This window comes from Microbacterium oleivorans NBRC 103075 (assembly GCF_001552475.1).
GTDB lineage: Bacteria > Actinomycetota > Actinomycetes > Actinomycetales > Microbacteriaceae > Microbacterium > Microbacterium oleivorans.
In genome coordinates this window covers 181523-208044 of the sequence record NZ_BCRG01000003.1, presented here as the reverse complement: position 1 = coordinate 208044, position 26522 = coordinate 181523, and the positions used below count along the sequence as shown (strand labels likewise).

25 protein-coding genes and 1 pseudogene are annotated in these 26522 nt (G+C 69.1%); 17 read left to right on the top strand and 9 right to left on the bottom strand.

Annotated features, from left to right (window positions below):
• Positions 1-6 precede the first annotated feature (6 nt).
• From MO1_RS05430 to MO1_RS05420, 3 genes are all read left to right on the top strand, one after another.
• Complete coding sequence (locus MO1_RS05430) at positions 7-1095, top strand: sugar ABC transporter substrate-binding protein (protein ID WP_036312147.1); 1089 nt, start codon at positions 7-9, stop codon at positions 1093-1095.
• A gap of 86 nt (positions 1096-1181) precedes the next feature.
• Entirely contained in the window at positions 1182-1970 is a 789-nt protein-coding gene (locus MO1_RS05425) for an ATP-binding cassette domain-containing protein (protein ID WP_036312146.1), read from the top strand.
• The gene (locus tag MO1_RS05420) at positions 1967-3235 is read left to right on the top strand and encodes a sugar ABC transporter permease (protein WP_036312145.1); all 1269 of its coding nucleotides are present in this window, start codon (positions 1967-1969) and stop codon (positions 3233-3235) included. Before MO1_RS05425 ends, MO1_RS05420 begins: the two co-directional genes overlap by 4 nt.
• A gap of 67 nt (positions 3236-3302) precedes the next feature.
• Here the strand turns inward: MO1_RS05420 and MO1_RS05415 are convergent, their stop codons facing one another.
• A complete protein-coding gene (locus MO1_RS05415; protein ID WP_036312144.1) occupies positions 3303-3683 on the bottom strand; it encodes a DoxX family protein in 381 nt (126 codons plus the stop codon).
• A gap of 60 nt (positions 3684-3743) precedes the next feature.
• Between MO1_RS05415 and MO1_RS05410 the strand changes: the two genes are divergently transcribed.
• Positions 3744-4874, top strand: a complete 1131-nt coding sequence (locus MO1_RS05410) for a class I SAM-dependent methyltransferase (RefSeq protein WP_060915426.1) — start codon at positions 3744-3746, stop codon at positions 4872-4874.
• 3 nt (positions 4875-4877) lie between these two features.
• Here MO1_RS05410 and MO1_RS05405 read toward each other — a convergent pair whose 3' ends face one another.
• Genes MO1_RS05405 through MO1_RS05395 form a run of 3 tightly spaced genes read right to left on the bottom strand, consistent with a single transcriptional unit; the run spans position 4878 to position 6216 of the window.
• Complete coding sequence (locus MO1_RS05405) at positions 4878-5339, bottom strand: DUF3817 domain-containing protein (protein ID WP_060915425.1); 462 nt, start codon at positions 5337-5339, stop codon at positions 4878-4880.
• A gap of 35 nt (positions 5340-5374) precedes the next feature.
• Positions 5375-5794 carry a DoxX family protein gene (locus tag MO1_RS05400; RefSeq protein WP_060915424.1) on the bottom strand — a complete coding sequence of 140 codons (420 nt, stop codon included), beginning with the start codon at positions 5792-5794 and terminating at the stop codon, positions 5375-5377.
• On the bottom strand, positions 5791-6216 hold the full coding sequence (locus tag MO1_RS05395; protein WP_235186119.1) for a MarR family winged helix-turn-helix transcriptional regulator: 426 nt from the start codon (positions 6214-6216) through the stop codon (positions 5791-5793). Before MO1_RS05395 ends, MO1_RS05400 begins: the two co-directional genes overlap by 4 nt.
• A 145-nt stretch (positions 6217-6361) precedes the next feature.
• Between MO1_RS05395 and MO1_RS05390 the strand changes: the two genes are divergently transcribed.
• The 4 genes from MO1_RS05390 (at position 6362) to MO1_RS05375 (ending at position 10290) form a co-directional block, all read left to right on the top strand.
• A complete protein-coding gene (locus tag MO1_RS05390; protein WP_060915423.1) occupies positions 6362-7609 on the top strand; it encodes a hypothetical protein in 1248 nt (415 codons plus the stop codon).
• Positions 7609-8094, top strand: coding sequence for a hypothetical protein (locus tag MO1_RS05385; RefSeq protein ID WP_036312139.1), 486 nt, complete (start codon positions 7609-7611; stop codon positions 8092-8094). Before MO1_RS05390 ends, MO1_RS05385 begins: the two co-directional genes overlap by 1 nt.
• A 101-nt stretch (positions 8095-8195) precedes the next feature.
• Positions 8196-9305 (top strand): aromatic ring-hydroxylating dioxygenase subunit alpha, encoded by a 1110-nt coding sequence (locus tag MO1_RS05380; RefSeq protein WP_060915422.1) that lies wholly within the window; start codon positions 8196-8198, stop codon positions 9303-9305.
• Position 9306: 1 nt separating this feature from the next.
• On the top strand, positions 9307-10290 hold the full coding sequence (locus MO1_RS05375) for a PDR/VanB family oxidoreductase (RefSeq protein ID WP_060915421.1): 984 nt from the start codon (positions 9307-9309) through the stop codon (positions 10288-10290).
• On the opposite strand, the gene MO1_RS05370 is transcribed toward MO1_RS05375, so the two are convergent.
• The 3 genes from MO1_RS05370 to MO1_RS05360 all read right to left on the bottom strand — a co-directional run bounded on the left by MO1_RS05370 (position 10283) and on the right by MO1_RS05360 (position 12449).
• Entirely contained in the window at positions 10283-10852 is a 570-nt protein-coding gene (locus tag MO1_RS05370; RefSeq protein WP_060915420.1) for a PadR family transcriptional regulator, read from the bottom strand. The genes MO1_RS05375 and MO1_RS05370 overlap by 8 nt on opposite strands.
• Positions 10853-10898: 46 nt before the next feature.
• On the bottom strand, positions 10899-11585 hold the full coding sequence (locus MO1_RS05365) for a helix-turn-helix domain-containing protein (protein ID WP_060915469.1): 687 nt from the start codon (positions 11583-11585) through the stop codon (positions 10899-10901).
• A 90-nt stretch (positions 11586-11675) separates the two neighbouring features.
• Positions 11676-12449: an SDR family NAD(P)-dependent oxidoreductase gene (locus tag MO1_RS05360; RefSeq protein ID WP_060915419.1), complete on the bottom strand. Its 774-nt coding sequence runs from the start codon at positions 12447-12449 to the stop codon at positions 11676-11678.
• 124 nt (positions 12450-12573) lie between these two features.
• Between MO1_RS05360 and MO1_RS05355 the strand changes: the two genes are divergently transcribed.
• The 7 genes from MO1_RS05355 to MO1_RS05325 all read left to right on the top strand — a co-directional run bounded on the left by MO1_RS05355 (position 12574) and on the right by MO1_RS05325 (position 20376).
• Positions 12574-13197 (top strand): TetR/AcrR family transcriptional regulator, encoded by a 624-nt coding sequence (locus MO1_RS05355; protein WP_060915418.1) that lies wholly within the window; start codon positions 12574-12576, stop codon positions 13195-13197.
• A 143-nt stretch (positions 13198-13340) separates the two neighbouring features.
• Entirely contained in the window at positions 13341-13784 is a 444-nt protein-coding gene (locus tag MO1_RS05350; protein ID WP_060915417.1) for a DUF3237 domain-containing protein, read from the top strand.
• A 40-nt stretch (positions 13785-13824) separates the two neighbouring features.
• Positions 13825-15384: an ABC transporter substrate-binding protein gene (locus MO1_RS05345; protein ID WP_060915416.1), complete on the top strand. Its 1560-nt coding sequence runs from the start codon at positions 13825-13827 to the stop codon at positions 15382-15384.
• Between the two features lie 20 nt (positions 15385-15404).
• Positions 15405-16832: an amidase gene (locus MO1_RS05340; protein WP_060915415.1), complete on the top strand. Its 1428-nt coding sequence runs from the start codon at positions 15405-15407 to the stop codon at positions 16830-16832.
• On the top strand, positions 16832-17851 hold the full coding sequence (locus tag MO1_RS05335) for an ABC transporter permease (RefSeq protein WP_060915414.1): 1020 nt from the start codon (positions 16832-16834) through the stop codon (positions 17849-17851). Before MO1_RS05340 ends, MO1_RS05335 begins: the two co-directional genes overlap by 1 nt.
• Positions 17844-19526, top strand: coding sequence for a dipeptide/oligopeptide/nickel ABC transporter permease/ATP-binding protein (locus MO1_RS05330; RefSeq protein WP_060915413.1), 1683 nt, complete (start codon positions 17844-17846; stop codon positions 19524-19526). The genes MO1_RS05335 and MO1_RS05330 overlap by 8 nt, the downstream gene beginning before the upstream one ends.
• Entirely contained in the window at positions 19519-20376 is an 858-nt protein-coding gene (locus MO1_RS05325; protein WP_060915412.1) for an ABC transporter ATP-binding protein, read from the top strand. Before MO1_RS05330 ends, MO1_RS05325 begins: the two co-directional genes overlap by 8 nt.
• Here the strand turns inward: MO1_RS05325 and MO1_RS05320 are convergent.
• Entirely contained in the window at positions 20345-21022 is a 678-nt protein-coding gene (locus MO1_RS05320; RefSeq protein WP_060915411.1) for a TetR/AcrR family transcriptional regulator, read from the bottom strand. The two genes, MO1_RS05325 and MO1_RS05320, sit on opposite strands and share 32 nt — an antisense overlap.
• Before the next feature lie 84 nt (positions 21023-21106).
• On the opposite strand from MO1_RS05320, the pseudogene MO1_RS05315 reads away from it, so the two are divergent.
• Together MO1_RS05315 and MO1_RS05310 are read left to right on the top strand one after the other, a co-directional pair.
• Positions 21107-22774, top strand: a pseudogene (locus MO1_RS05315) (amidase); the annotation flags it as partial.
• 389 nt (positions 22775-23163) lie between these two features.
• Positions 23164-26037, top strand: coding sequence for an aminotransferase (locus MO1_RS05310; RefSeq protein WP_060915409.1), 2874 nt, complete (start codon positions 23164-23166; stop codon positions 26035-26037).
• A 6-nt stretch (positions 26038-26043) separates the two neighbouring features.
• On the opposite strand, the gene MO1_RS05305 is transcribed toward MO1_RS05310, so the two are convergent.
• Positions 26044-26514 carry a MarR family winged helix-turn-helix transcriptional regulator gene (locus MO1_RS05305; RefSeq protein ID WP_060915408.1) on the bottom strand — a complete coding sequence of 157 codons (471 nt, stop codon included), beginning with the start codon at positions 26512-26514 and terminating at the stop codon, positions 26044-26046.
• Positions 26515-26522: the final 8 nt, after the last annotated feature.

The window sequence follows — 26522 nt, the reverse complement described above, 5'->3', positions numbered from 1 at the left end:
CGAACGATGAAGAAGTCCCTGTCCGTTGCTGCAGCCCTCGGGGCCGCAGCACTCCTGCTCGCCGGCTGCTCCAGCACGAGCACCCCCGCGCCCGCCGGTTCGAGTGGCGGAGCGGCTCCCGCTGAAGCCGGCCGCGCGTGCGTCATCCTCCCCGACGCGGCGTCCTCGCCCCGCTGGGAGAACTTCGACCGCAAGTACCTCGACGAGGGCCTCAAGAGCGCCGGCTTCGAGGTCGACATCCAGAACGCACAGGGTGACACGGCCAAGTACACGACCATCGCCGACCAGCAGCTCACGCAGGGCTGCGGCGTCATGATGCTCGTGGACTACAACGGCGCCGCTGCGGGCGTCGCCGCCAAGGCCAAGAGCCAGGGCATCCCGGTCATCGCGTACGACCGCCCCTTCACGGGCGCGGACTACTACGTCTCCTTCGACAACGTCGAGGTCGGCAAGCTCGAGGGCCAGACCGTCCTGGACGGGCTGAAGACCGCCGGCAAGGACCCGAAGACGGCAGCCGTCTACTACATGGGCGGAGACCCCACCGACGGCAACGCCGCGATGTTCCTGAAGGGCGCCAAGGAGGTCATGGAAGCCGCGGGCATCAAGCCGGTCGCTGAGCCTCCGGGGGTCTGGGACGGCGCGAAGAGCCAGACCAACTTCGAGCAGGCACTGACCGCCAACGGCGGCAAGGTCGACGGCGTCTGGGCTGCCAACGACACGAACGCCGACGGCGTCATCAAGGTGCTCCAGGACCGCGACCTGAAGGGTGTGGCCGTGTCCGGCCAGGACGCCAACGTCGAGGGCCTGCGCAACATCCTCACGGGATGGCAGACCGCGACGGTCTACAAGCCGGTCAAGGTCGAAGCCGAAGCGGCCATCGAGCTCGCCACGGCCCTCCTGAAGGGTGAGAAGCCCACCGCCGATCAGAAGCTCGACGACGGCACACCTTACATCGCCGTCACCCCCGAGCTCGTCGGACCCGACAAGGTCAAGGACGTCGTCGCCGCCGGCGACGCCTCGGTCGATGACGTCTGCTCCGGCGACATCGCCGGCGTGAGCCTCGCCGACAAGTGCACCGAGTTCGGCGTCAAGTGACCTGACGGGAGTGGGGATGCCGCGGCTCGCGGCATCCCCACTCCCCCATGTCTGCGCGACCCCCTCGATTCCTCAGGAGAACCCGCATGAGCGAACCCATCATCGAACTCCGGCACGTCACCAAGTCCTTCGGCCCCGTCAGCGTCCTGAAGGGCGTCGACCTCAAGGTCCGACCCGGCACGGTGACCGCGCTCGTTGGCGACAACGGCGCCGGAAAGTCCACCCTCATCAAGGGCCTCGCCGGTGTGCAGCCCTACGACACCGGCCAGATCCTCGTCGACGGCCACGAGGAGCATCTCCGCACACCGCGCGAGGCGGGCGCCTTGGGCATCGAGGTTGTGTACCAGGACCTCGCCCTGTGCGACAACCTCGACATCGTCCAGAACATGTTCCTCGGCCGCGAGGAAGTCATCGGAGGCACGTTCGACGAGGGGCGGATGGAGAAGGAAGCCTCCGATACCCTCAGGTCGCTCTCGGTCCGAACGGTCAAGAGCGTCCGCCAGAAGGTGTCGAGCCTCTCCGGCGGCCAGCGCCAGACGGTCGCCATCGCCCGTGCCGTTCTGAAGAAGGCCCGCGTCGTCATCCTCGACGAGCCCACCGCCGCCCTCGGCGTCGCCCAGACCGAGCAGGTCCTGAACCTGGTCCGTCGCCTCGCCGATCAGGGCGTCGCCGTGGTCCTCATCAGCCACAACCTGGCCGATGTGTTCGCCGTCGCGGACGACATCGCCGTTCTCTACCTCGGCCAGATGGTCGCCCAGGTCCCGACCGCCGGGTCGAACCGCGACGAGATCGTCGGCTACATCACCGGAACAAAGGTGCCCCCGGGCGTTCAGCTCGTCGGCACATCCACCATCCCCGTCGGAGGCGACGCATGAGCACCAGCACCCGAACCGCGGCGGCACCCGATCCCGTCGCGAGCGACCTCATCGGCAGCGGCGTCGAAGGCGGCGTGGGCGACCAGATCAACGCGTGGCTGCAGCGTGTGCGCGGCGGCGAGATGGGCGCCCTGCCCGCCGTCGGCGGGCTCATCCTGCTCGTGATCCTCTTCAGCTTCCTCAGCCGGTTCTTCTTCACCCCCGTCAACTTCGCGAACCTCATGAGCCAGGCCGCGTCGCTTGTCGTCCTCGGCATGGCGCTCGTGTTCGTCCTGCTCCTCGGCGAGATCGACCTGTCCGCCGGCGTCACCGGTGGTGTGGGTGTCGCCTTGTTCGCGGTGTTGAACGTGAAGTTCGACGTCCCCTGGCCCCTCGCCCTCGCAATCGGGTTCTTGATCGGTCTCGCCACGGGAGCGCTGATCGGATTCCTCGTCGCGAGGATCGGCATCCCGTCGTTCGTCGTCACGCTGGGCCTGTTCCTCGGTTATCAGGGCCTCGCGCTCCTCATCATCGGCGCGGGCGGACTGTACCCGATCCAGGCACCCGAGCTCCTCGCTCTGCAGAGCGGCCGCATGCCGATCTGGGCGGGATGGGCGATGCTGGTCGTCATGCTCCTGATCTCGGGGGGGCTTTCGTTCTTCGACCGTCGGCGCCGCACCCGCGCCGGAGTCCCGAACCGTCCGATGGCACTCGTGTGGGCGAAGCTGGCCGTCATCGCGATCCTCGGCGGCGCCGCGGTGTTCGTCCTGAACCTGAACCGCTCGCAGTCGGTCATCCCCATCGAGGGGGTGCCGGTCATCGTTCCCGTGGTGCTGACGATCCTCTTCATCGGCACCTTCGTCCTCGACCGCACCAAGTTCGGGCGCTACGTCTACGCCATCGGTGGCAACGCCGAGGCGGCCCGCCGCGCCGGCATCAAGGTGCGCTGGGTGAAGTGGTGGTGCTTCGTGGCCGCGTCGGGCCTCGCCGTCGTGTCGCTGCTGTTCGCGCAGACCCGCGTGGGGTCGGTCGACGGCGCGGTCGGACGCGACGTCGTGCTCTCGGGTGTCGCCGCAGCCGTCGTCGGCGGCGTGAGCCTGTTCGGCGGTCGAGGCCGCCTCATCCACGCGGCCATCGGCGCGCTCGTCATCGCGGTCATCATCAACGGGCTCGGCCTGCTGCAGATGGATGCCGGGTTCAACCTGCTCGTCACGGGTGGGGTGCTGATCCTCGCCGCCACGGTGGATGCGCTGTCGCGACTGCGAACCGGCGGTGTGCGCACCTGATGCCCTCCTGACACGACGACGCCCTCGGCCGGTTTCGGCGGAGGGCGTCGTCGTGCGTGCGGACGCGTCAGTCGCGGGTCGACCAGAGCGCCCAGGCGACGAGCACGGGCTGGAACGCCAGGCGGCGCCAGCGCGCGGTGTCGCTGTCGAGATGGAAGCCGTCGCGCTTCTTCAGCGCCTGGTCGAGGTTGCCGGGAAAGATCGCCACGAAGAAGGCGGCGAGGATGATACCGATGCGGCGCCGCTCCTTCGGGAGCACCACGAGCGCGGCGCCGAGCATCATCTCGACGGCCCCGGAGGCGACGACGACGCCGTCCTTATCGATGGGAAGGGTGTCGGTGACCAGATCGGGGACCTGCGCCTGGAATTCCTTGCGCGCCCAGAACAGGTGGCTGAGGCCGGCGAACACCATGGCGCCGGCGAGAGCCCAGCGAGCGATTGTCTTCATCCTTCGAGTATCCCCCGGTGCCCGCCCGTCCCGACCCGACCGCTCGCCTACGCTGGTGGGGTGACGAGTCCCGCCCCGTTCCCCTTCGAGCGGCTGTCCCGTCGCCCTGACGTCGAAGGCCCCGACTTGGTGGCGTCGGATGCCGCCGATCGCCTCATCCTCGACGAGTCCGCCGATCTGCGGGCCGCGGCGCCCGCGGGGTCGATCGCCGTCATCGGCGACACCCACGGTGCTCTCGCACTGGCGGCGGCGCACGACGGCGCGCGAGACGTCCGCGTGCACCAGGACGCCCTCGCCGGCGAGCGTGCGACCTCCCGGAACGCCGCCGAGCTCGGACTGGACGACCGCATCCGGCTCGTTCCTCTCGACGCCGATGCCCTCCGCGACGCTCGTGTCGTCCTGCTCCGCCTGCCCCGCGCCCTCGACGCTCTTCGTGACATCGCGGCTCTGATCGCCGCCCACGCCTCCCCCGCGGTCGTCGTGGTCGCCGGCGGTCGGGTGAAGCACATGACTCTCGCGATGAACGACGTCCTCGGCGAGAACTTCGGGCGCCTCGACGTTTCGCACGCGCGCCAGAAGTCCCGCGTCCTCTTCGCCCGCGAGCCGCGCGCAGGACACGAACCGGTGCCCGCCGCCGGTCGTGAGGGAAACCTGGAGATCCGCGCCTTCGGCGGTGCGTTCGCGGGAGCCCGCCTCGATCACGGCACGCGCCTGCTGCTCGCCCACCTGCCCGACTTCCCCGCCGGCGGATCCCCCGAGGACCCTCTCATCGACTTCGCGTGCGGAACGGGCGCGGTCGCCGCGCACCTGGCGCTCCGGCATCCCGCCGCCGCCGTCTATGCCTCGGACCAGTCCGCGGCCGCAGTCGCGTCGGCCCGCGCGACGGCCGCCGCGAACGGCGTGGCGGAACGGGTCGAGGTCGTCCGCGACGACGTGCTCACGGCTCGGCCGGAGGCATCCGCGTCTTTCATCGCCCTGAACCCGCCGTTCCACAGCGGGGCGGCCCTGACGGAGCGACTCGCCTTCCGGCTCTTCGCCGACGCGTCGCGGGTCCTCCGACCCGGTGGCGAACTGTGGTGCGTCTGGAATTCGGGGATGCGCTACCGCGGCGACCTCGAGCGGCTCGTCGGGCCGACGCGTCAGGTCACGCGGGACGCCAAGTTCACCGTGACGGTGTCGACGCGTCGCTGACACTCACCGTCCGCCCGGGGGCCCCACCAACAGCAGGATCACGTAGAGCGCGACGACCGCGACGACGATGAGCGCGACGAGGATGCCCGCGTGCCGCAGGAACCAGCGCAGCAGACGGTCGATCGGACGCCGATCCCGAGGGTCCGCCGTCTCCTCCAGGCGCCACTGCCCCGCGAGACGCCCGCTCCGGCGAAGCCACATCTCGACGGGGACGGTGGCGTAGGGAACGATCGCAGACCCGACCGCGAGGACCGAGGTGCCGAGACCCCAGCGGTTGTTGAGCGCGACGAGGAGGGCGGTCGCGCCGTAGGACAGGAAGACGAACCCGTGGATGCCGCCGCCGATCGTGACGGCGACGGCCGGACCTCCCGCGGCGCGGATGATGAGCGCGCTGATGAGGAGGGTCCAGGAGAAGACCTCGGCGATGGCGAGGATGCGGAAGATCATGGCAGGGGTGCGGAACACACCTTAAGCCTACCTGAAGGATGCCGGGGCTGGCGTCATCGCCGAGTGGACCACACCGCCCACGCCACGAGAACCGGCTGGAAGAAGAGGCGGACGAACCGTTTGGTGTCGGAATCCATCCCCGGAACGTCGCGACCCGACCTCCAGTGGTGGATGTTGCCGGGGAACACAGCGACGAACAGCGCCGCGATCGCTAGTCCCACGCGGCGACGCTCCCGCGGCAATGCGACGAGCGCAACGCCGAGGCCCGCCTCCACGACGCCCGAGACGACGACGATCGTGTCCTTGTCCGTCCGGAACAGCCGCGTGGCCCAGTCGGGAACGGCGATGCGGAAGCCCCGCCGGAGCATCGTGAGATGCGCGACGCCGGCGGCGGTCAGCACGACGGCGAGGGCACCGCGGGCACCGGTTCGCAGCATCCCGACGCGACGACTCTCGCCTCGACGCTTCGTCATTCGATCACACCGGCTCGGATGCCGCCGAGCGACTCCGCCACGCGGGGCAACGACTGCGACAGCGAGTCATCGAGACGCTCGAGCCGATCCTGCGCGTCCCGCAGCACCTCCGCGCCGCGCTCCGTGACGCTCAGGTCGCTCGCCGCGCCGGCCTGCGCCGTCGCGTCGGCGACGAGACCGTCGTCGACGAGAGCGTGCACGGCGGCGTGAGCGGACTGCACCGTGATGCGCGAGCGGCGCGCGAGCTCGGAGAACGAGATACCCGGCTCGGCGCCGATGTGACCGAGGAGTCCGAACTTGCGAGTGGAGATGCCGAGGTCTCGCAGCTCAGCGGCGAGCTGCGCCTCCCACGATGCCGAAACAGCGAGCAGCGCGATGACGGGACTGAAGCGCGGGGCCTCGTCTGCGGGGGTATCTGGCACGGCAGAAGTCTATGAGTCAGCCCCGGTCCTGGTCAGCATCCTGTGCGCCGCGATTCGATAGCCGCTCCGCGCGCGAAGCGGAAGAGATGAGGGAGTTCTCATTCGCGAAACGTTCCGGGTCCCTCACCACCGTATTATCAGCGGTATGCTGCGCGCGATCACCCATCCGGCCGCTGCGCTCGCCGCAGCCGCCGTGGTGTTCGCTGTGGTCAGCCACGCCCCCGAGGCCGCCGCCGTAACCGCGTACAGGCATGCCCCTCCCGCACTCGCGGACACGGCGCAGCACCTCCCCTCGGGTGACATCACAACGGTCCCGATGAGCACGGTGGCGGCCATGTCGCCCGATGATCTGCAGCACCTCGCCGACCGGACCGACCCCGCCGCTGCCGCAGCCTGGTGGGGCGAGCTCCCCGCGTCGACGCGGCAGGCCCTGACGGCGGACGCTCCCGATGTCATCGGGAGCCTCGACGGGCTCCCGGCCGAGGCTCGTGTGAGTGCGAACCGGCTCGGTGCACGGGAGCGTCTGCGTCGGATCGACGCGATGCTCACCCATGCCGTGTCGCAGACGGACTCCACCCCGTCGTCCCCCGCTCTCGAACCCCTGCTCCAGGAACGCTCCTACCTGACCAAGGTCGTCATGGGCGCTGTGCAGCTGTATCTGTTCGCCCCCAGCCGAGGCGCTCTGGTGGAGATGGCCGGCGACGCGGCGACCGCGACCCGCATCCTCTTCGTCGTCCCCGGCACCAACGCATCTCTGCGCAGCTTCATGGTCGACGACCCGGTCACCTCGTTCGCGAACTGGCAGGTCCGTCACGACGATCCGTCCGCGCCTATCCTCGCCTTCACGGTCCTTGCCGCCCCCATGCCGCAGATCTCCGTCGACCTCGCATCGGGACCGCAGAACAACACGATCGCCACGGCGGCGGGCGCGGACTACGCTCGCATCGTGACGGGGATCAACGCCGCTTTCCCGGGGCTTCCGACGCTGAGTTACGAACACAGCGCCGGGTCCCAGGTGGGTAGCGCCGCCGAGATGGCGGGTGCCCGCTTCGATGCCCGGTTCCTCGCGGCAGGCGTCGGGGCGACCGATGGATACACCACGGTTCCGGGGACCGCCTACTACGCCGCTCAGGCGAAGGACGACATCAACCGCTACTACGCCGGGTTCCAGATGGGCGACATCGGTTACGGCGTGGGGCCCGAGGATTTCTCCGGCGTCACGATCGTCGACCCGGGTTTCACCGAGACCGAGACGGGAAACGTGACCGCCATGGTCTCCCAGGGGCTCACCCTCCACAACCGGCTGTTCAGCGGCGATGGGTCGGCGAACGGCACCGTGCTGAAAGACGTCCGCCTGATCCTCACGTCCCTCACTCCCGAGAGCGGCGGCTGATGTCGCTCCGGTCCCTCGCGGCAACGGCGCTCGTGGGGACCTGCCTTCTTCTCAGCCTCACCGCTTGCGCTCCCGCTGACGCGCCCGCCTTCACCGACGTGCGTACGCAGACCGAGGATGCGGTCACAGAGATCGTGGCCGCGCTTCCGAAGGGCTCGACGTACACTCCCGCAGGCGACGCGACGTCCACGCCGTGCAGTTCCGGCACCGGCGGCGTCACGGGCCCGCGGGGAACGTCGTTCGCCACGGTGCAGGGCGAGGCGATCCTTCCCGACACGGCGGACGCGGCATCCGTCATCGCAGACCTTCCCACTGCGCTCGGCGAAGGCTGGGCGGTCGAGCCGGTCGGCATCGACGTCGCCCTCGCCACGGCCCGCCTGAATCGCGCGGGATCGGGTGTCTCCGTCGACGTGACCGAGCGCGCCGGCACGGGAGCCGCCGCGCTCGAGATCCTCGCCGTGTCGCGGTGCGGCCGAGTCGACTAGGTCGCCGACAGGCCGTTCTCCCCGCCGGCTGCTCTTGCGCGTTCGCCAGGTCCGCGATATCACTATCAACATAGGTAAACGGCCTCGCACGAAGGAGTGACATGGTCGGCTCGACGACAGCGAAGATCTTCGACTTCCCCCGGAACGCCTGGTACGTGGCGGCGTGGGACTACGAGGTCGGCCGCAAGCCCCTCGCCCGTACGATCGCGGGCCAGCCGATGGCACTGTTCCGCACCGAGGACGGCGCTCCGATCGCCCTCGCGGACGCATGCTGGCACCGGCTCGCTCCGCTGTCGATGGGCACCCTCGTCGGCCGCGACGAGATCCAGTGCCCCTACCACGGCCTCCGCTACGACTCCGCGGGCCGCTGCACGTCGATGCCGGCACAGGAGACCATCAACCCGAGTGCCCGCGTTCCGGCCTTCGCCACGGTCGATCGGTTCCGCTACGTCTGGGTGTGGCCGGGCGACGCCGAGCTCGCCGACCCCGATCTCATCCCCGACATGCATCAGATGACGGATGCCGCCTGGACCGGCGACGGCGAACTCATCCACGCGCCGTGCAACTACCAGTTGGTGCTCGACAACTTGATGGACCTCACCCACGAGGAGTTCGTCCACTCATCGAGCATCGGTCAGGCCGAGCTGAGCGAGTCGGACTTCCTCACGAGCCATACCGACCGAACCGTCACCGTGGAGCGGTGGATGCGAGACATCGAACCGCCGCCTTTCTGGCTCAAGAACATGCGCGACCGCTTTCCCGGTTTCTCGGGACGCGTCGACCGCTGGCAGATCATCCACTTCGAAGCGCCCTCGACCATCCGCATCGACGTCGGCGTCGCCGAGGCGGGCACGGGTGCGCCCGAAGTCGACCGCAGTCGCGGCGTCAACGGCTACGTGATGAACACGATCACGCCCGAGACCGATCGCTCCTGCCTCTATTTCTGGTCGTTCCAACGCAATTACCGCCTCGAGAGCCAGCTGATCACGACGCAGCTGCGCAACGGTGTGCACAACGTCTTCGGCGAGGACGAGCGGATGCTGGCCGCCCAGCAGGCCGCGATCGATGCGAACCCGGGCTACGAGTTCTACAGCCTGAACATCGACGCGGGCGGCATGTGGGTGCGCCGCATCCTCGACGGACTCCTCGCGGCAGAGGGTCGCTCCGCGGTCGCTCCGCCGACCTCCGCGCCATCAGCGTCGGTGGCCTGACGTGGCGAGTTCGCACACCGTCGTCTGGCAGACCGCTCGGGTGGAGGGAGTCTCCCGCGTCGCAGACCGGGTGCAACGGATCCTCCTGCGACCCGATCGCCCACGCCCGACGCCGCCGGGCGCTCACGTGGACGTCCGACTCCGCCTCGCGGAGCGCACTCTCGAACGGTCGTACTCGATCGTCGAACCCGTCGGCGAGGAGGGCGCCTTCGCCCTGAGCGTCTTCCGCTCCGAGACCTCGCGGGGCGGCGCGGTTGCCATGCACGCCCTACGGCCCGGCGATACGGTCGAGGTGACCGAACCCCTGCAGGACTTCGCCTACCGCGGCGGACGCGAACCCGTCGTGTTCCTCGCCGGCGGCGTCGGCATCACCGCCCTCGTGCAGATGGCGCGGGCGGCTCGCGAAAGCGGCAGACCGTATCGCCTCGCGTACTGCGGCCGGTCGGCCGCGGCGATGCCCTACTTCGACGACCTGCGTCGTGAGCACGGCGCGCTCCTGGAACCTCACATCCGCGACGAGTCCACCGGGCTCGACGTCGCCGCGTTCGTCGCGTCGGTCCCGACCGCGGCGGAGTTGTACGTCTGCGGTCCGATCCGCCTGATGGATGCCGTCCGTCGAGAGTGGCTCGCGGCGGAACGCAAGCCCGCCCAGCTTCGCTTCGAGACCTTCGGCAACAGCGGGTGGTTCGCACCCGAGCCGTTCACGGTTCGCATCCCCGCGACGGGCGTCTCCTGCCGGGTCAGTCCTGACCAGACCCTTCTGGAAGCGCTCGAGGCTGCCGGCGTCGACGCCCTCTCCGACTGCCGGAAGGGCGAGTGCGGACTCTGCGAGGCGCGCGTGCTGGGCCTGCAGGGCCGCATCGACCACCGCGACGTGTTCTACAGCGAACGCCAGCGGGATGCCGAGTCGAAGATCTGCATCTGTGTCTCCCGCCTCGTCGGCCAGGAAGGAGCGGCGCCGGAGATCGAACTGCTCCTCAGCTGAGAAGCGCGAGTCCGTCTTCGGCCCAGGCGATCTCCGTGCGGGCGCGCGCGACGAGCCCCTGATAGGTGTGCCGCTTGAACGCGATCGTGCGGTCGCGGTTCGACTCGGCCGTCACCGCGAGTCGCCGGATGAGCATCGGGTTCCGGAGCGCGTCGATGTTCGCCAGCTCTTCGACCCACCGATCGTGCTCGTCCTGCCACACGGCGATGTGACGTTCGTAGAACGCTCGGGCGGACCCGTCGTCGACGGCCTCGAGATAGGCGGCCTTCAGGTGGGCGACATCCTTGGTCCGCTGATACTCCAGAGGAGCATCGAGCCAGGCGACGAACGCCCGGTCACCCTCGGGCGTCGCCTCGTACAGGCGACGAGTCGCCCGCGGACCACGCGGCGCTTCTTCGGCACGGATGAGGCCCTCGGCTTCCATGCGGCGCAACTCCGGGTAGATCTGCGAGTCGGGGGCGTACCAGACGTGACCGACCGAGAGGGAGAATTGCTTTTTGAGGTCGTACCCCGACATGGGTCCGACCCGCAGCAGTGCGAGCAGCGCATAGCGCAGTCCCATACCCCACCCCTTCCAGCCTCCTCCGAAGCCTACTGAGGGGTCAGGGTCAGGCGCGGACACCCTCCGGGGAGTCGCGCGTCGCGAGGTCGAGGGCTGACAGGTACATCTCGAGCTGTTTCGAGAAGACTTCCTCGTAGTTCACGAGCGCCAGCTCCGCCTTGGCCGCCTCGGCGTACGGAAACTGCGAAGGGTCCGCGGGCGCGTAGATCTGGATCCAGCCTTCGGCGACTTCGCGCGGACCGGCGTTCGCCAGCCGCGCGCCGTGAGCGGCGGCAGCGCCGAGGACGGTGGTCGCGTACACCTGGTATTGCAGGACCGCCGGGCGACCCTCGAGACCGGCGACTGCCAGAGCTCGAAGAATCCACTCGACCGCCCGCAGCTCATTCATGCCGTTCGTGACCGTCGTGAGCGCGAGGGCCGCCGCCGCCGGGTGAGCGGCCGCCGTCCGCCACGCACGCCAGGCGAGATCGGTGAGATCGGCACGCCAATCGTCGGTCGGCTCGTAACCGTGCAACGAGACCCCGTCGAGGTGGTCTGCGATGGCCTCCACCAGCTCGTCCCTGCTGGCGAAGTGGCGGTAGACGGCGGTCGGCGAAGACTTCAGTTCCGCGCCGAGCCGCGAAAAGGTGAGAGCCGACTCCCCCTCGTCGTCGAGGAGTCGCATGGCGGCAGCGACGATCTCGGTCTGGCTGATCGATCCGCGCTTGCGGCGCGCGCGGCTGGGTTCGGTCATGCCGTCCTCCGATCCCGGGCCGATGGCCCTCGTCGACACATCGTGTCTCCATAGTGAAGCACATTGACTATGCCGGCGACGACGGGGGAATCAGACGGCGCGTTCCTCGTTGATGGAGTTGGCTCCGTCGATCACGAGCAGCTGACCCGTGATGTACGACGCGCCCTCACTGGCGAGGAAGGCGATCGCAGCGGCCACTTCACGAGGTGTACCCGACCGACCGATCGGCGTCGCGGCACCCATCGAGACTTCGTGCGCACTCGAGGAGGACGTCTGGATCCACCCGGGAGCGACGGCGTTCACCGTGACACCGGCCGCCGCGGTGTCGACGGCGGACGCCCGCGTCAGCCCGATCATCCCGGCCTTCGCCGCGTGATAGGCGACGTCGCCCGTGTACGCCTGCACGGGACCCGAGAGCGACGCGACGTTGACGATGCGCCCGTACCCGGCCGCGCGCATGCTGGGGACGACAGCCCGCGTCATCCGCAGCGCCGTCGTGAGATTCCGATCCAACGAGGCCTGCCACTGCTCGATCGTGATGTCCTCGACGGAGGCAGGCTCGTCCGGGTCGGCGACCGAGGTCATCCCGGCGTTGTTCACCAGGACGTCCGGGTCGCCGAACGCATCGCGGGCCGCTCGCATCACGGCGTTGACTCCCGCCGGATCGGTGAGATCCGCGGCGACGCCGACCGACTCGATTCCCTCGGCCCGGAGAACGGCGACTCTGTCCTGGATGCGGTCGGTGGTCGAGGTGACGACGACGCGCATCCCCGCGCGACCGAGCAAGAGCGCCGCAGCGGCTCCGATGCCCTCTGCGCTTCCCGCTCCGGTCACGAGGGCGATACGGCTGATCTGGTCGGTCATGACGATCCTTCTGTCTGAAATTGAACGTTCGTTCCACATGATGTGGCTCGACTGCCCCGCCGTCAAGCGCGGCGGTGGGACTCACCAGGCATACTTGGACGATCGTCCCAACCGAAGGAGTCTCGTGGCTTCGCTGACTGTGCCGCCGAGCCGTAAGGGCATCGAGCGGAAGAGCCACATCCTCGACACGGCGCTGCGCATCATCGGGAGAGATGGACTCAGCCGGCTGTCGATGCGGAGCCTCGCGACGGAGGCAGGGACACCACTCGGCGCGCTCGGCTACTACTTCTCCGGCAAAGACGAGCTCATCCGCGAAGCGTTCGAAGCCCATCTCGACCGCGAACTGCGCCGTGTCGCGCAGACGGCAGAGGCCATCGAGACCGCTGACTCCGCCGAGGACATGGCCCGACACCTGGCCGCTTTCGTCGTCGAAGGACTGACCTCGCCCGACTACAACCTCGTCGCGGAGTACGAGTTCATCGTCGAGTCGAGCCGACGGCCGGGACTCGCTCGAAGCTCGCGCGCCTGGCAGCTCTCCTTCCGCGGGCAGCTTGAGAACACTTTTGCGAGGCTCGGCGCCTTCGATCCCGCAGGAGATGCGGTGCTGATGATGGCCGTCCTCGCCGGCATCGAGATCGATCGTCTCGCCCGGCGTCCCGACGCCAGCGCGATCGCGGAGATCCACGCGGTCCTGAGTCGCGTCACCACGCTGCTCCACTCGTCCTGGGCAGTCGCACCACCCGCGTGATTCCGCGGTCTCCCGCCGTCGTGTAACAACGGCGAGTCAGCACCGTCACGGTTTAGTGAACGCTATTGACTAGCCCGTCCACTATGGACATACTCGGGTCAACGCGCAACGAGGCGCGACTTCCCGATCGGCTGGAGAGCTCGATGACCCCTGCTCCACCTGCTCCACCTGTACCGCCCGCCCTGCGGTTCAGCTTCCGAATCGTCGCGCGCGTCGACCCCGGCATCCCGCTGGAGCGCCGCGGCGACGACGTCCTCGACTACATCCCCATCACCGGCGGACCGGTGTCCGGAGACGTCGAGGGCGAGATCGTCCCCGGCGGCGGCGACTGGTGCGTCGCTCGCGCCGACGGCACCTACGACGTCGAGGCCCGCTATCTCATCCGCACGACCGACGGGCACGTCATCGACGTGTACAACGTCGGTGTCGTCCGTCCGAGCACCGACGGTCCCGAGTACTTCCAGTCCACACCGCGCTTTCGCACGGTGGCACCCGAGCTTCAGTGGCTCACCCGGTCGATCTTCGTCGGACGCGCCCACGCAAGCGGCGAGGCCACGACGGTCGACATCTTCGAAGTCCTGATCTGACCCGCAGCGCCCGACTGCGATCCATCACGAGAGGCCCATCATGAACAAGAGGCACGCCGCCATCGCGGCATCCATCCTCACCGCCGTCGCTCTCACCGCGACGGGGTGCACCACCACTGCCGGCCCCACGGCCGCCAAGACGGACACGATCCGGACGACGATCGACATCCCGGCGACGTTCGACCCGACGCTCACCTCGTCGCTCCCCGACTTCCTCCTCGCCCGCACGGCGTACGACACGCTGGTGCGACGGGATGCCGACGGCCTGGTCCCGGGCCTCGCCACGACGTGGGAGTCCACGCCGACCGAGGCGACCTTCACGATCCGCACCGACGCCACCTGTGCCGACGGCACCAAGATCACCCCCACGATCGTGAAGAACTCGCTCGAGTACTTCGCGCGGCCCGACAGCGGCTCGACGCAGGTCGTCTACACCTTCGGACCGGGCAACAGCACCCCGAAGATCGCCGCAGACGACGCGGCGGGCACGGTGACCGTCGCGGTCGAGAACCCGTGGCCCTACCTCGTCGACGCCATGTCGGTCGCCAGCAGCGGCATCATCTGCCCCGCCGGCTTGAAGGACCCCGCCAAGCTCGCCCAGGGAACGGCGACAGGCGGTGAATCCGGCCCGTACACCCTGACCTCCGCAGAACCCGGCGTCCGCTACGAGTTCGCACTCCGCGACGACTACACGGCGTGGCCGAAGTGGTCCACCGACATCTCCGGCACTCCGGCGAAGAAGCTCGTCTACACGGTCTCCCCCGACTCCACGGCGACGGCGAACCTGATCCTCGGCGGCCAGCTCGACATCGGCAAGATCCAGGCGACCACGATGGAGCGCTTCACCGGCCAGACCGGCTACGACGTCGCCGTCAACCCGTTCTCGGACAGCTACCTCGTCTTCAACGAACGCGAAGGCAGCATGTTCACCGACGAGGCCGCCCGCAAGGGCGTCATTGAGGCGATCGACCGGACGATGTACGGAAAGGTCACGTCGCTCGACACCGGCAAGGTCCTCAACTCCCTCGGCGCTGACGGCACCTCGTGCGTCGCAGACTCCAAGATCACGATCCCCTCGCAGGATGTCGCCGCCGCGAAGAGGGCTCTGTCGGGGAAGACGATCCGCCTCGTCGCCCCCACCATCGTCGGCCCGAACGGTGCGGGCAACGAATACATCGCCGAGGCGCTCCGCGCGGCCGGGGCGACCGTGCAGCTCGACAACACCGACGTCGGCAGCTGGATCACGACCGTCGTCACCAAGCCCGGCGACTGGGACATGACCGTGTTCGCGGACCTCAACTTCCTCGGCTCACTCGCCAGCCCGCTGCTCAACCTGACTGGTCCCACGATCGACCAGGGCGGCACGAACTACGGCGCGGTGAAGAACGAAAGCGCGGATGCGGCCTTCGCGAAGGCGAACACGGCGACCGATGACGCGGCTCGCTGCGCGGCGCTCGACGAGACCGTCGGCGCACTCGTCGATCGCTCCGACACCCTGCCGCTGCTCAACGACGCCTTCATCTACGCGTCCCGTCCGGGGTTCAGCGTCAAGATGCTCGGCGGCGCGCTGGACGACCCGATCTTCCGCATCAACGACTGACCTCTCGAAGGAAAAGAACCATGATCTCCTCCTCCATCTCCGCGACGGAACTCGCGCGCCTCATCCGCTCGGGCGAGGTCTCGGCAGTCGAGACCGCTCAGCATTACCTGGAACGCCTCGACGCCACCAACCCCGACGTGAACGCGATCGTCTGGATCGACCGTGACGATGTGCTCCGTCGCGCGCAGGAATCGGACGACCGAATCCGCCGGGGCGACACGTCGCGTCCCTTCGAGGGCGTGCCGATGCCGATCAAAGACCTCGTCAGCGTCAGGAACCAACCAGTCACCTACTCGTCCCTCGCCGTCACCGAGAGGGTGGCGGAAGAGAACGAGGTCACGGTGGACCTCATCGAAGAGGCCGGCTTCGTCCTCTTCGGCCGCTCGAACAGTCCGGAATTCGGGGCGCTGACCGCGTCGGAGAACCAGCGGTGGGGAAAGACGCGCAACCCCTGGAACCTCGAGTACACCTCCGGCGGATCGTCGGGCGGTGCCTCCGCTGCAGTCGCGGCGGACATCGCCCCCATCGCCAACGCCTCGGACGGCGGCGGGTCCATCCGCGTGCCGTCCGCGGCGACGGGGCTCGTCGGCCTGAAGCCCAGCCGCGGCCGCATCCCGAACGACATCCGGGCGTGGGAGCACTCGACCACCGAGGGTGCCATCACGCGGACGATCGAGGATGCCGCCGGCGTCCTCGATGCGATCGCCAAGGTCGACCTCCTCGGCTGGTACTCCGCACCTGCACCCGCTCGGCCCTACCTGGAGGAGATCCGAACCCCCGGCCCACGCCTGCGCGTGGGCCTGCTGCTCGAGGCTCCCACGGGTGTCGAGGTCGATCCGCAGAACCGCGAAGCCGCCGAGATCACCGCCCGCGCGCTCGAGGCGCTGGGCCACCACGTCACACCGGTGTCGCCGTTCCTGTTCAGCGAGCGGGCGACCCGCGGTTTCGCCGACCTCATCATCAACGCATCGACCTGGTCCTCCCCCATCGAGGATCCCGAGAAGCTCGACACCTACATCAAGTACCGCTACGACCGCGCGACCATGTTCCACGCGGGCCAGTACGCGGAGATCGCGGCTCTCCTGCAGTGGGAGACGCGCCAGGTCGCCGCACAGTGGGGCCGGGACTTCGACATCCTCCTCACGCCGACGACCGCTGTTCCGACGCCTCGAGTGGGATCGGTGTACGACGAGGGGAACGAGGACCCGGCCGGCCCCCGACTCACGGAGTTCCGGACGATCTCGTTCACGGCGTTCTGCAACATCTCCGGGCTCCCCGCGATCTCCCTGCCCGTCCACATCGACTCCCACGGCGTGCCGTTGGGTGCGCAGCTGGTCGGCGGCCCCTACGACGAGGCGACGCTCCTTCGCGTCGGAGCGGAGCTGGAGCAGGTCTTCGACTGGCAGCACCGTCAGGCACCGATGGTCGCGACCGCCGGGACCCGGTGATGTCCGGGGTCGATCTCGCGGTCATCGCCGACGCACCGGCGATGACCGCGGTGCGCCGGCTCGCCCGGAGCACGTGGGGCGGATTCGCCCTGCGTCGCTTCGGCGGGCTGGTGCTGTCGCTGGCGCTGCTGGTCGTCCTGACCTTCCTGATCGTCCCGCTCATCCCCGGCGACCCCGCCGTCGCCATCCTGGGCCCGAACGCCTCGGCCTCGGCCCTCGCGGCGCTTCGCGACCGGTTGAACCTCGACGACCCGCTTCCGCTGCAGTTCGTCGAGTACCTGAGGGGACTCTTCACCTTCGACCTCGGTCGGAGCTTCCGCTACAACACCCCCGTCACCGACACGATCGCCACGAAGCTGCCATACACGGCGACAACCGCGCTGGGCGCGATAGCCGTCGTCATCGTGGTGTCGATTCCGGTGGGGATGACCGTGGGCGTCCTCACCCGCGGCGGCCGCCGACCCTGGCTCTCGGTCGGGTTCGGTGCCGTCGCAGGCCTGTTCGCCTCGTTCCCGGCGTACGTGGCCGGCACGCTGCTGGTCCTCGTCTTCGCGATCGGGCTGAAGATCTTTCCCGCGGGCGGGGCAGCGACGCCCGACGCCTACGTCCTGCCGATCGCGGCGCTCGCGCTGGGGCCGACCTTCGCGGTGGCCCGCGTCGTGGTCCAGGAAACCTACGGCGTCCTGCATCAGGACTTCATGCGCACCGCCCGCGGCAAGCGCCTCAGCGGCGCACGACTGTACATGCGGCACGCCCTCCCGAACTTGATGACGAGCACGCTGACCCTCACGGGCCTGATCCTCGCGAGCATGCTCGGCGGTGCGATCGTGATCGAGACGGTCTTCAGCCTGCCTGGGCTGGGACTCGAGGTCGTGCAGGCGATCATCTTCCGCGACTTCCCCGTCATCCAGGGCATCGTCCTGACGGTCGGAGCGCTCGCGATCCTCATCAACCTGCTGATCGACATCATCCTCGGACTGATCGACCCGCGCACCCTCGGAGGTTCGTCCCATGTCTGAACGACGCAGTCGGCGGATGCCGGTGTCCCTCGTCGCGGGATTGGCGATGCTCGGCATCCTGGTCGTCCTCGCGGTCATCGCCCCTCTCATCTGGGGTACTGCCGCGACCACCGTGACCCCCGATACCCGACTCGGCCCGTCACCCCTGCACCTGATGGGGACGGACGACCTCGGTCGCGACGTGCTCGCACGCACCCTCGTCGCCACCCGCCTGACGCTCTTGATGGCTGCCGCGGCGACCATCGGCTCGGTCGTCCTCGGTGTGCTGATCGGCGGACTGGTCTGGGTCGGGAGCCGCCGGGTGCGGGAATGGGTGCTGCGCATCATCGACTCGACGGTGGCGTTCCCCTCTCTCGTCCTGGCGCTCGTCATCGCGGCGATCCTCGGCGCCGGCATGGTGCCCGCCATCATCGCGATCGCGATCGCGGGCGTGCCGAGCTTCGCCCGCATCACGTCGAACATGACGGGTGCCGTCGCGACGCGGGACTACGTCGGGACCGCCCGCCTCTTGGGTGTGCCGCGCCTGGCGCTCTTCTTCCGGCACCTGCTGCCCAACATCTCGGGGCCGCTTCTCGTCCTGATCGCGTCGAGCTTCGCCCTCACCCTCCTCGACATCTCGAGCCTGTCGTTCGTCGGCCTCGGCGTGCAGAGCCCCGACTTCGATTGGGGGCGCTTACTCAACGAGGGCCTCCCGGCGGTCTACGACCAGCCGCTGCAAGTCGTCGGTCCTGCCGTCATGCTCGTCTTCGCGGGCGTCGCCGCCATGCTGACCGGCGATGGACTGGCCACGTGGCTCGATCCCCGGAGCGCCCGTCGCGGACAGGTGAAGGGCCTGCGGTCGACACCCCGCGGCACTTCGATGTCGCCGGAGGCACTCGTCGAAGTTCGCGACCTCATCGTCCGCGCGCCGAGCGGCAAGATGCTCGTCGACGGCATCAGCTTCGACATCGCACCCGGTGAGATCCTCGGCCTCGTGGGCGAATCCGGTTCGGGCAAATCGATGACCGCGATGGCGCTCGCCCGGCTCCAAGCCGACGGCGTCGTGGTCGATGCGAGCGTCCTCCGACTCGGTGACCTCGACCTCCTGTCGAACCGTCATCGGGGCCGCCTCGCCAAGGAGATCGGCCTCGTCTACCAGGACCCGGGATCGACGTTCAACCCGGCGCTGCGCATGTCGGCGCAGCTCACCGAGGTCGCCCGCGTCCACCTGGGTCTCTCCCGTCGCGCGGCCAAGGCCACGCTCATCGACGGCTTGACCGACATGCGCATCCGCGACCCGAAGACGGTGATGGATCAGCATCCGTTCCAGCTCTCCGGCGGGATGCTGCAGCGCGCCACCATCGCCTCGTCCCTCGTCACCGACCCGAAGCTCCTGATCGCCGACGAGCCGACGACCGCACTCGATGTCACCGTGCAGGCGGAGGTGCTCCGGGCTCTCCGAAAGCTCAACCAGGACCACGGCACCGCCGTCCTCTTCATCTCGCATGACATCGGGGTGGTGGAAGCGCTCTGCGACCGGGTTCTCGTCATGCGCAGCGGCGAGATCGTCGAGCGCCTCGACGTCGACGCTCTGCAGCGACGCGAGGTGCAGCATCCGTACACGCGCGCGCTGCTGGAGGCCACTCCGACCCTGACCATCACGCCCCGCCCTCTCGAGGAGAGCCCCCGTGTCTGACACCGTCGACTCCGCGCCCGTCCTCCGCATCACCGGCCTCGACGTCGATCTCGGCTCGGGCCTCGGGACCGCCCGAGTACTGTCACAGGTGAACCTCGACGTCGCCCGCGGCAGCGCGGTCGGCGTCGTCGGCGAGTCGGGATCGGGTAAGTCGACGCTCGCGAAGACGATCATCGGCATCCACCGCGCGTCCGCCGGCTCGATCGTCTACGACGGCACCGACCTGACGACCGTGCGACGGAAGGCCCTGCAGCCGTTGCGCCGCAGACTTCAGTACATCCCGCAGGATCCGTTCTCGTCGCTGGACCCCCGACGCACGATCGGCCAGACCCTCGCCGAAGCGATCGACCCCGTCCACGCGCGCCTCCGCCGCCACCGCGGCACGATCGTCGACGCCCTCGCCGCCGTGACGCTCGGCGAGGACACGGTGGACCGGTACCCGCACGAGTTCTCGGGCGGACAGCGTCAGCGCATCGCGATCGCGCGGGCACTCGTGGTCGACCCCGACGTCATCATCGCGGACGAGATCACCTCGGCGCTCGACGTGTCGACGCAGGCCGAAGTGCTGCGCCTGCTCGCTCGCCTGCGCGCAGAACTCGGACTCACGATGCTGTTCATCTCACACAACCTCGCGGTCGTCGAAGAGCTGTGCGACCACGTCATGGTGCTGCTGCACGGTCGGGTCGTCGAGGCGGGGCCGACGGCAGAGGTGTTCTCGGACCCGCAAAACGCGTACACGCGGAAGCTTCTGGAGTCGGTGCCCGGCGGGCCGGCCTTCGACGTCACCGCGCCGCTCGCGACGGCGCCTGTGCGTACTCTCAGCGCACGCGAGCGTCGCGCGCTGAGCTGAGCGGATCGATGTCGCCGGGGCGCGCGGAGGCGATGAGCATGCCGAGTCCGAGTTCGAAAGCCCGGGAGGCGACGGGATCCTCAGGGTCCTCGTCCTCGAGGGTCGCGAACGCCGCGGCGAACGTCGGAAACGCGTCCTCCTGCCCGCCCGGGTCGAACACGACACTCGGCCCTGACATGTCGAGGACGCTCCCCAGGATGAACGACTCGAACGCGGTGAGGAGGGGCAGGATGTCTCGATCAGCCCACCCGACGGCACGAGCCGCGAGCGCGAAGTCCTCGTACTCGGCGAGGAGGACGGGGGCCGAGACCTTGTTGGTCATGAGCAGCGGAACGGCGCGGGAGTGGTCCGTGAATGCATCTCGGTACGACCGGGCCCATGCGCGCAGGCCCTCCTCCCAGGGAAGCTCTCGCAGCGGAGCGGAGTCGATGTTCGCTGACACCAGTGCACGGACGTCCTCGATCATGGCGGCGAGGTTCGGGACGTGGTTGTAGAGCGAGGTCGGATTGACGTCGAGTTTGGCCGCGACGCGACGGATACTGGCCCCGTCGACGCCGTGCTTGTCGACGAGCGCGAGCGCGGTTCGAGCGATCAGGTCCCTGCTGAGCAGGGGACGCGGCGGTCTGGCGATGTCGAGGCTCCTCACGGGTCTCTTCGAGACTACGCACACGCGGGTGCAGAAAGCCTCGCTTCTCCAAAACCCACGGTGTATGTTTTAGCCATGAACGGGATGCCTCGGAGCGTCGTCGAAGCCGACATCACCACTCTGCACACTGCCCTCGAGGGCGGCGCGATGACGAGCGTCGAGCTCGTCGCGCGGTATCTCAATCGGATCGGCGCGTACGACCGGAGCGGCATCCGACTCACCTCGGTCCCCGTGATCAACCCGGCGGTGTTCAGCGAAGCCCGGGCCGCCGACCAGCGACGCGCGCGCGGAGAGTCCCGCGGCATCCTCGACGGCATCCCCTTCACCGCGAAGGACAGCTACCGTGTGACCGGGCTGACCGTCGCGGCCGGCTCCCCCGCATTCGCCGATCTCATCGCCGGTGATGATGCCTTCGCCGTCGCACGACTGCGGGACGCCGGCGCGGTGTTCCTCGGCCTGACCACCATGCCACCCATGGCGGCAGGCGGAATGCAACGCGGGCTGTACGGGCGCGCGGAGTCCCCCTACAACGCCGACTACTTGGCGTCCGCGTTCGGCTCCGGCTCCTCCAACGGCTCGGGCACCGCCACTGCGGCGAGCTTCGCTGCTTTCGGTCTGGGCGAGGAGACCTGGTCGTCGGGACGCGCACCGGCGTCGAACAACGCGCTCGTCGCATACACGCCCTCCCGCGGCGTGATCTCGGTCCGGGGCAATTGGCCGCTGGTTCCGACCATGGACGTCGTCGTCCCCCACACCCGGACCATCGAGGACCTGCGGCACGTGCTGGATGCGGTGGTCGCGGACGACCCCGACACCGAGGGCGATTTCTGGCGCACGCAGCCGTGGGTGCCGCTTCCTCGCCCCTCCGATGTGCGCCCGGAGTCGTTCGCCGCACTCGAGGACCTCCCGTTGCGGGGGCTACGGTTCGCCGTTCCGCGCATCTATGTGAACGCCGATCCCGACAGCGCGATCCCCATCCGCACGCGTGACTCGGTCATGGAGCTGTGGTCGTCCCTCCGCGACGATCTCGCCGCTGCGGGTGCCGAGATCATCGAGACCGCCTTCCCGGTCGTCGAGAACTACGAGAAGCTGCACGCCGACAGTCGTGACTTCGTCGACCGTGGTTTCGTGACGCGATCCTTCCTCCTCGACGAAGTCGGCGATCTCGCGGTGGCCGCCTTCGACACGTTCCTCCGCCAGAACGACGACCCGCACCTCAACCGGCTCGAAGACGTCGACCCGACGCTGATCTTCCCGCCCCCGCCGGGCGCGCTCGAGGACCGCTACGGTGTGCACCACTTCGACATCGCGTACGACCTGGCAGATTACGTCTCCGCCGCCGCTGCCGGGCGGACGGACTGGACGCGCGTGGCGGGCGTAGCCGAAGGACTCCGCGGCCTGGAGCACACTCGCCGAGTCGACTTCGAAGATTGGCTGCAGGGCGAACACTTCGACGCCGTCATCTTCCCGACCGCGTCCGACGTCGGCCCTGCAGATGCCGATGTGAATGAGACGTCCGCTGAGATCGCTTGGCGCAACGGCGTCTGGGTGTCCAACGGCAACCTCGTACCGAGGCATCTCGGCATCCCGACGGTGACGGTCCCGATGGGGATCATGGCCGACACACGGATGCCGGTGGGCCTCACCATCGCAGGTCCCGCCTACAGCGATTCGACACTCGTGCAGCTCGCCGCGGCGATCGAGGCTCTCGGTGATCGCCGGATGGCGCCGCCTCGCACGCCCCCGCTCCCCGACGAAGCCCTCTTCGATGAGCCTCGTGCGGTCGCCGACGGGGATCTGTGCATCCGCGTAGACAGCGTCGAGACGGTCGACACCGGGGGCGCCACGCGCGTCCACCTGCGTGGAGTCATCGAAGGCGGACTCGCCGAGGACGTCGCCGCCTACGTCGACGGTGCGAGGATCGACCTCGAGCGTCGCGGGCAGCGGTTCTCGGGTTCGCACCTCGTTTCGGCGGACTCGTACGCCGACCCTGTCAGTGAGTGGCTCGCCCCGTATGGACCGCTCGTCGTACTCGTCGTCCGCGATGCCGACGGAAATGTCGCCGGCGCCGTCGCCACCACCCCGGATTCACCCCTGTGACCGGTGAACTCTCCCTCCCCACCCCCGTATCAGGAGCTGCAGTGACCGAGGTCTTCGACTACTTCGCACAGGTGGAACTGCCCACCCCGACTCTCGGCGACGACGAGGTGACGCAGCTGTTCGCGGCATCCTTCGGCATCGAGGTCGACCTTCGTTCCCTCGGCAGCCAGCAGGACCAGAATTTCCGCGTCTTCCCGGCAGGCTCCAGCGAGCCGCTCGGCGTCTTGAAGCTCAGCAACCCGGTCTTCAGCGAGGGCGAGATCGAGATGCAGGACGCCGCCGCATCCCTCGTCGCGGAACGAGACCCGGAGCTCCGCATCCCGAAGATCGTCACGGGACCGCACGGCCCGATGTCGACCTGGTGGGACTCTTCCGAGGGCCGCATCCACGCGCGCGTCATCGAGAACATCTCGGGTCGCACCCTTATGGGCTCGGACTACCTCTCCCCCGCCGTGGTCGAACGCATGGGCGAGCTCTCGGCGCGGGTGAGCGCGGCACTCGCCGACTTCACGCACCGCGCGAGCGGCCGCATCCTGCAGTGGGACCTCCGCTACGCCGCTCGCGTCGTCGACACGCTCCTTCCAGGCGAACCGGATGCCGATGTGCGGAGCTTCGTCGAACGGGCGGTCCGTGAGGCGCTGGCCACCCTAGACACCGTCTCCTCCGACCTGCCGATGCAGGCGGGACACTTCGACATCACCGACGACAACATCCTCCGGCCGGCCCCCGGGCACCTCCCCGACGCGGTCATCGACTTCGGCGACGTGGCGGAGTCGTGGCGCGTGGGCGAGCTGGCTGTGACGCTCTCCTCCGTGATGCACCACGATGGCGCCGACGTGACGAGCGCGTTGCCCGCGATCCGTGCGTTCCACGCCCGCCGGCCGCTCGACGAGAACGAGATCGTCGCCCTGTGGCCACTCGTCGTCCTCCGCGGTGCGGTCCTCGTCCTCAGTGGTCGAGCGCAGGTACGCCTCGATGAGGACAACGACTATGCCAGCACGGCCCTCGAGCGGGAGTTCCGCGTCCTCGAGCGCGCCGCCGCCGCGCCGGTCGCCGTCGTCACGGAACTCATCCGGGATGCGCTGGGCCGCCGGCCCGTCGCACCCGCGCCGTGGCGGGCCGACCCCGTCCTCGCCCTCCCAGACACCCGCGTCGACCTCGATGCCGGGACGCTCTCACCGCTCAACGACGAGGGCGCCTGGCTGCGGCCGAGCACTCTGGACGACGCTGCTCTCCGCGCGCTCGACCTGGGTGCAGGCGCTGTCGTCCTGCCGGCGTGGCAGCCGGTCCTCACGGGATCGACCGTCCGTCCGCGCAACGAGGCGGCGACGATCCCCACCGGCGTGACGCTCTGGCTCGCCGCCGCCGCACCGCTCGCACCGGGCGCGGTCACCCTCTCGGACGGCGTTCTGACGTGGACCGACGGCGACGAAGCGATTCGCCTCACGGGACTTCCGACAGATGCCGACGGCACCTCGCTCCCGGCGCGGACCCGCCTGTTCGCCCAGCGGCACCCCGCCGCGGGCCCGATTCCGCCCGCGATGACGACTCCGGAGTTCGCCTCCGCGTGGCGCCGCGTCGCCGGCGACCCGACCGGCGCGCTCGGGCTCGAGCCCACGGCATCCCGAACCTCGTCCGCCGACGTGCTCGACCGGCGCCACCGCGTCCTCGCCGAGGTCCAGGAGCATTACTACTCGACGCCCCCGCAGATGGAACGCGGCTGGCGTGAGCACCTCGCCGACGTCGACGGCCGGGTCTACCTCGATATGGTCAACAACGTCGCCTCGGTGGGCCACGCCCACCCGCACGTCGTCGCGGCAGCCACCCGGCAGATGCACCTGTTGAACACGAACTCCCGGTTCCACTACAACGCGATCGCCGAGTACGCCGAGCGCATCGCGGCGAAGCTGCCGGACGAACTCGACACCGTGTTCTTCGTCAACTCCGGCTCGGAGGCGACCGATTTGGCCGTCCGACTCGCCATGGCGTCGACGGGACGCTCCGACATCGTCGCCATGCGCGAGGCGTACCACGGCTGGACGTACGCGAGCGATGCGATCTCGACGTCGATCGCCGACAACCCGAACGCCCTCACCACACGGCCCGACTGGGTGCACACGGTCGCTGCGGCGAACGCGTTCCGCGGCGAGCACCGGGGCGCGGATGCCTCCCGTTACGCTCCGGAAGCGGTCGCCGTGATCGACGCGCTGGCCGCTGAGGGCCGGGCTCCCGCCGGATTCATCTGCGAGTCGTACTTCGGCAACGCCGGCGGCGTGGCTCTTCCCGACGGCTATTTGCGAGATGTTTACGCGGCGGTCCGGCGTCACGGCGGCATCGCCATCGCCGACGAGGTGCAGGTCGGCTTCGGCCGACTGGGCGAATGGTTCTGGGGCTTCGAGCAGCAGGGCGCGGTGCCCGACGTGGTCGCGGTTGCCAAGTCCATCGGCGGCGGGCATCCGATCGGCGCCGTCATCACTCGCCGCGACATCGCCGACCGCTACCGGAGCGAAGGGTACTTCTTCTCGTCCACGGGCGGCTCACCCGTCTCCGCCGTGATCGGCATGGCGGTACTCGACGTCATCGAGAACGACGACCTTCCCGGCAACGCCTACACAGTCGGCCGCCACCTCAAACGCCGACTGGAGGCACTCGGCGAGGAGCATCCGATCGTCGGGCGCGTCCACGGCTCGGGCCTCTACCTCGGCCTTGAATTCGTCCGCGACCGCGAGACGCTCGAGCCGGCGACGGCCGAGACAGAGGCGATCTGCTCGCGCCTGCTCGAACTCGGAGTCATCATGCAGCCGACCGGCGACTACCAGAACGTGCTCAAGATCAAGCCGCCGATGGTGCTCACGCAGGGGTCCGCCGACTACTTCGTCGACGCCCTCGCCCGCGTGCTCGACACCGGGTGGTGAGCGGCGTCAGGACTCGGTGGGAAACGCGACGATGCGCAGCAACCGCGCCAGCTCGGCCCGCTCCGCGGCGTTGAGCGCCTGGAGGGACTGCTGCTCGGCTTCGCGAGCGGAGGCGCGCGCCGCCGTGTACGCAGATCGGCCCGCGGGCGTGGCGACGACGACGTTCGCCCGGCGGTCGCGCGGGTCCGACTCGCGGACGACGAGACCGCTCTTCTCGAGGTCATCGATGAGCGCGACGACCTGGCTGGGGTCGAGTCGGAGGAAGTCGGCGAGTTCCCGCTGCGACGGATGCTGCTCCGAAACCGCGAGCGCGAGCACCGAGTACGAGCGCACCCGGAGGGCGTGGTCGGCGAGCGCCGCATTGCCCCGCGACTGCGTCGTTGCGCTCGCCCGGGCGAGCAGGAAGCCCAGATCGTCGACGAGCGGACTCGCGTCGAGCCCCGCTGTGGAGGTCTCGGAAGCTGCCGCGGGTGTCATCCCGACAC

Bases quoted from the DNA above. Each gene is read 5' to 3' on its own strand.
- MO1_RS05430 (WP_036312147.1), top strand. From the start codon at position 7: ATGAAGAAGTCCCTGTCCGTTGCTGCAGCCCTCGGGGCCGCAGCACTC.
- MO1_RS05425 (WP_036312146.1), top strand. From the start codon at position 1,182: ATGAGCGAACCCATCATCGAACTCCGGCACGTCACCAAGTCCTTCGGC.
- MO1_RS05420 (WP_036312145.1), top strand. From the start codon at position 1,967: ATGAGCACCAGCACCCGAACCGCGGCGGCACCCGATCCCGTCGCGAGC.
- MO1_RS05415 (WP_036312144.1), bottom strand. From the start codon at position 3,683: ATGAAGACAATCGCTCGCTGGGCTCTCGCCGGCGCCATGGTGTTCGCC.
- MO1_RS05400 (WP_060915424.1), bottom strand. From the start codon at position 5,794: ATGACGAAGCGTCGAGGCGAGAGTCGTCGCGTCGGGATGCTGCGAACC.
- MO1_RS05390 (WP_060915423.1), top strand. From the start codon at position 6,362: ATGCTGCGCGCGATCACCCATCCGGCCGCTGCGCTCGCCGCAGCCGCC.
- MO1_RS05385 (WP_036312139.1), top strand. From the start codon at position 7,609: ATGTCGCTCCGGTCCCTCGCGGCAACGGCGCTCGTGGGGACCTGCCTT.
- MO1_RS05380 (WP_060915422.1), top strand. From the start codon at position 8,196: ATGGTCGGCTCGACGACAGCGAAGATCTTCGACTTCCCCCGGAACGCC.
- MO1_RS05370 (WP_060915420.1), bottom strand. From the start codon at position 10,852: ATGGGACTGCGCTATGCGCTGCTCGCACTGCTGCGGGTCGGACCCATG.
- MO1_RS05365 (WP_060915469.1), bottom strand. From the start codon at position 11,585: ATGACCGAACCCAGCCGCGCGCGCCGCAAGCGCGGATCGATCAGCCAG.
- MO1_RS05360 (WP_060915419.1), bottom strand. From the start codon at position 12,449: ATGACCGACCAGATCAGCCGTATCGCCCTCGTGACCGGAGCGGGAAGC.
- MO1_RS05350 (WP_060915417.1), top strand. From the start codon at position 13,341: ATGACCCCTGCTCCACCTGCTCCACCTGTACCGCCCGCCCTGCGGTTC.
- MO1_RS05345 (WP_060915416.1), top strand. From the start codon at position 13,825: ATGAACAAGAGGCACGCCGCCATCGCGGCATCCATCCTCACCGCCGTC.
- MO1_RS05340 (WP_060915415.1), top strand. From the start codon at position 15,405: ATGATCTCCTCCTCCATCTCCGCGACGGAACTCGCGCGCCTCATCCGC.
- MO1_RS05335 (WP_060915414.1), top strand. From the start codon at position 16,832: ATGTCCGGGGTCGATCTCGCGGTCATCGCCGACGCACCGGCGATGACC.
- MO1_RS05330 (WP_060915413.1), top strand. From the start codon at position 17,844: ATGTCTGAACGACGCAGTCGGCGGATGCCGGTGTCCCTCGTCGCGGGA.
- MO1_RS05305 (WP_060915408.1), bottom strand. From the start codon at position 26,514: ATGACACCCGCGGCAGCTTCCGAGACCTCCACAGCGGGGCTCGACGCG.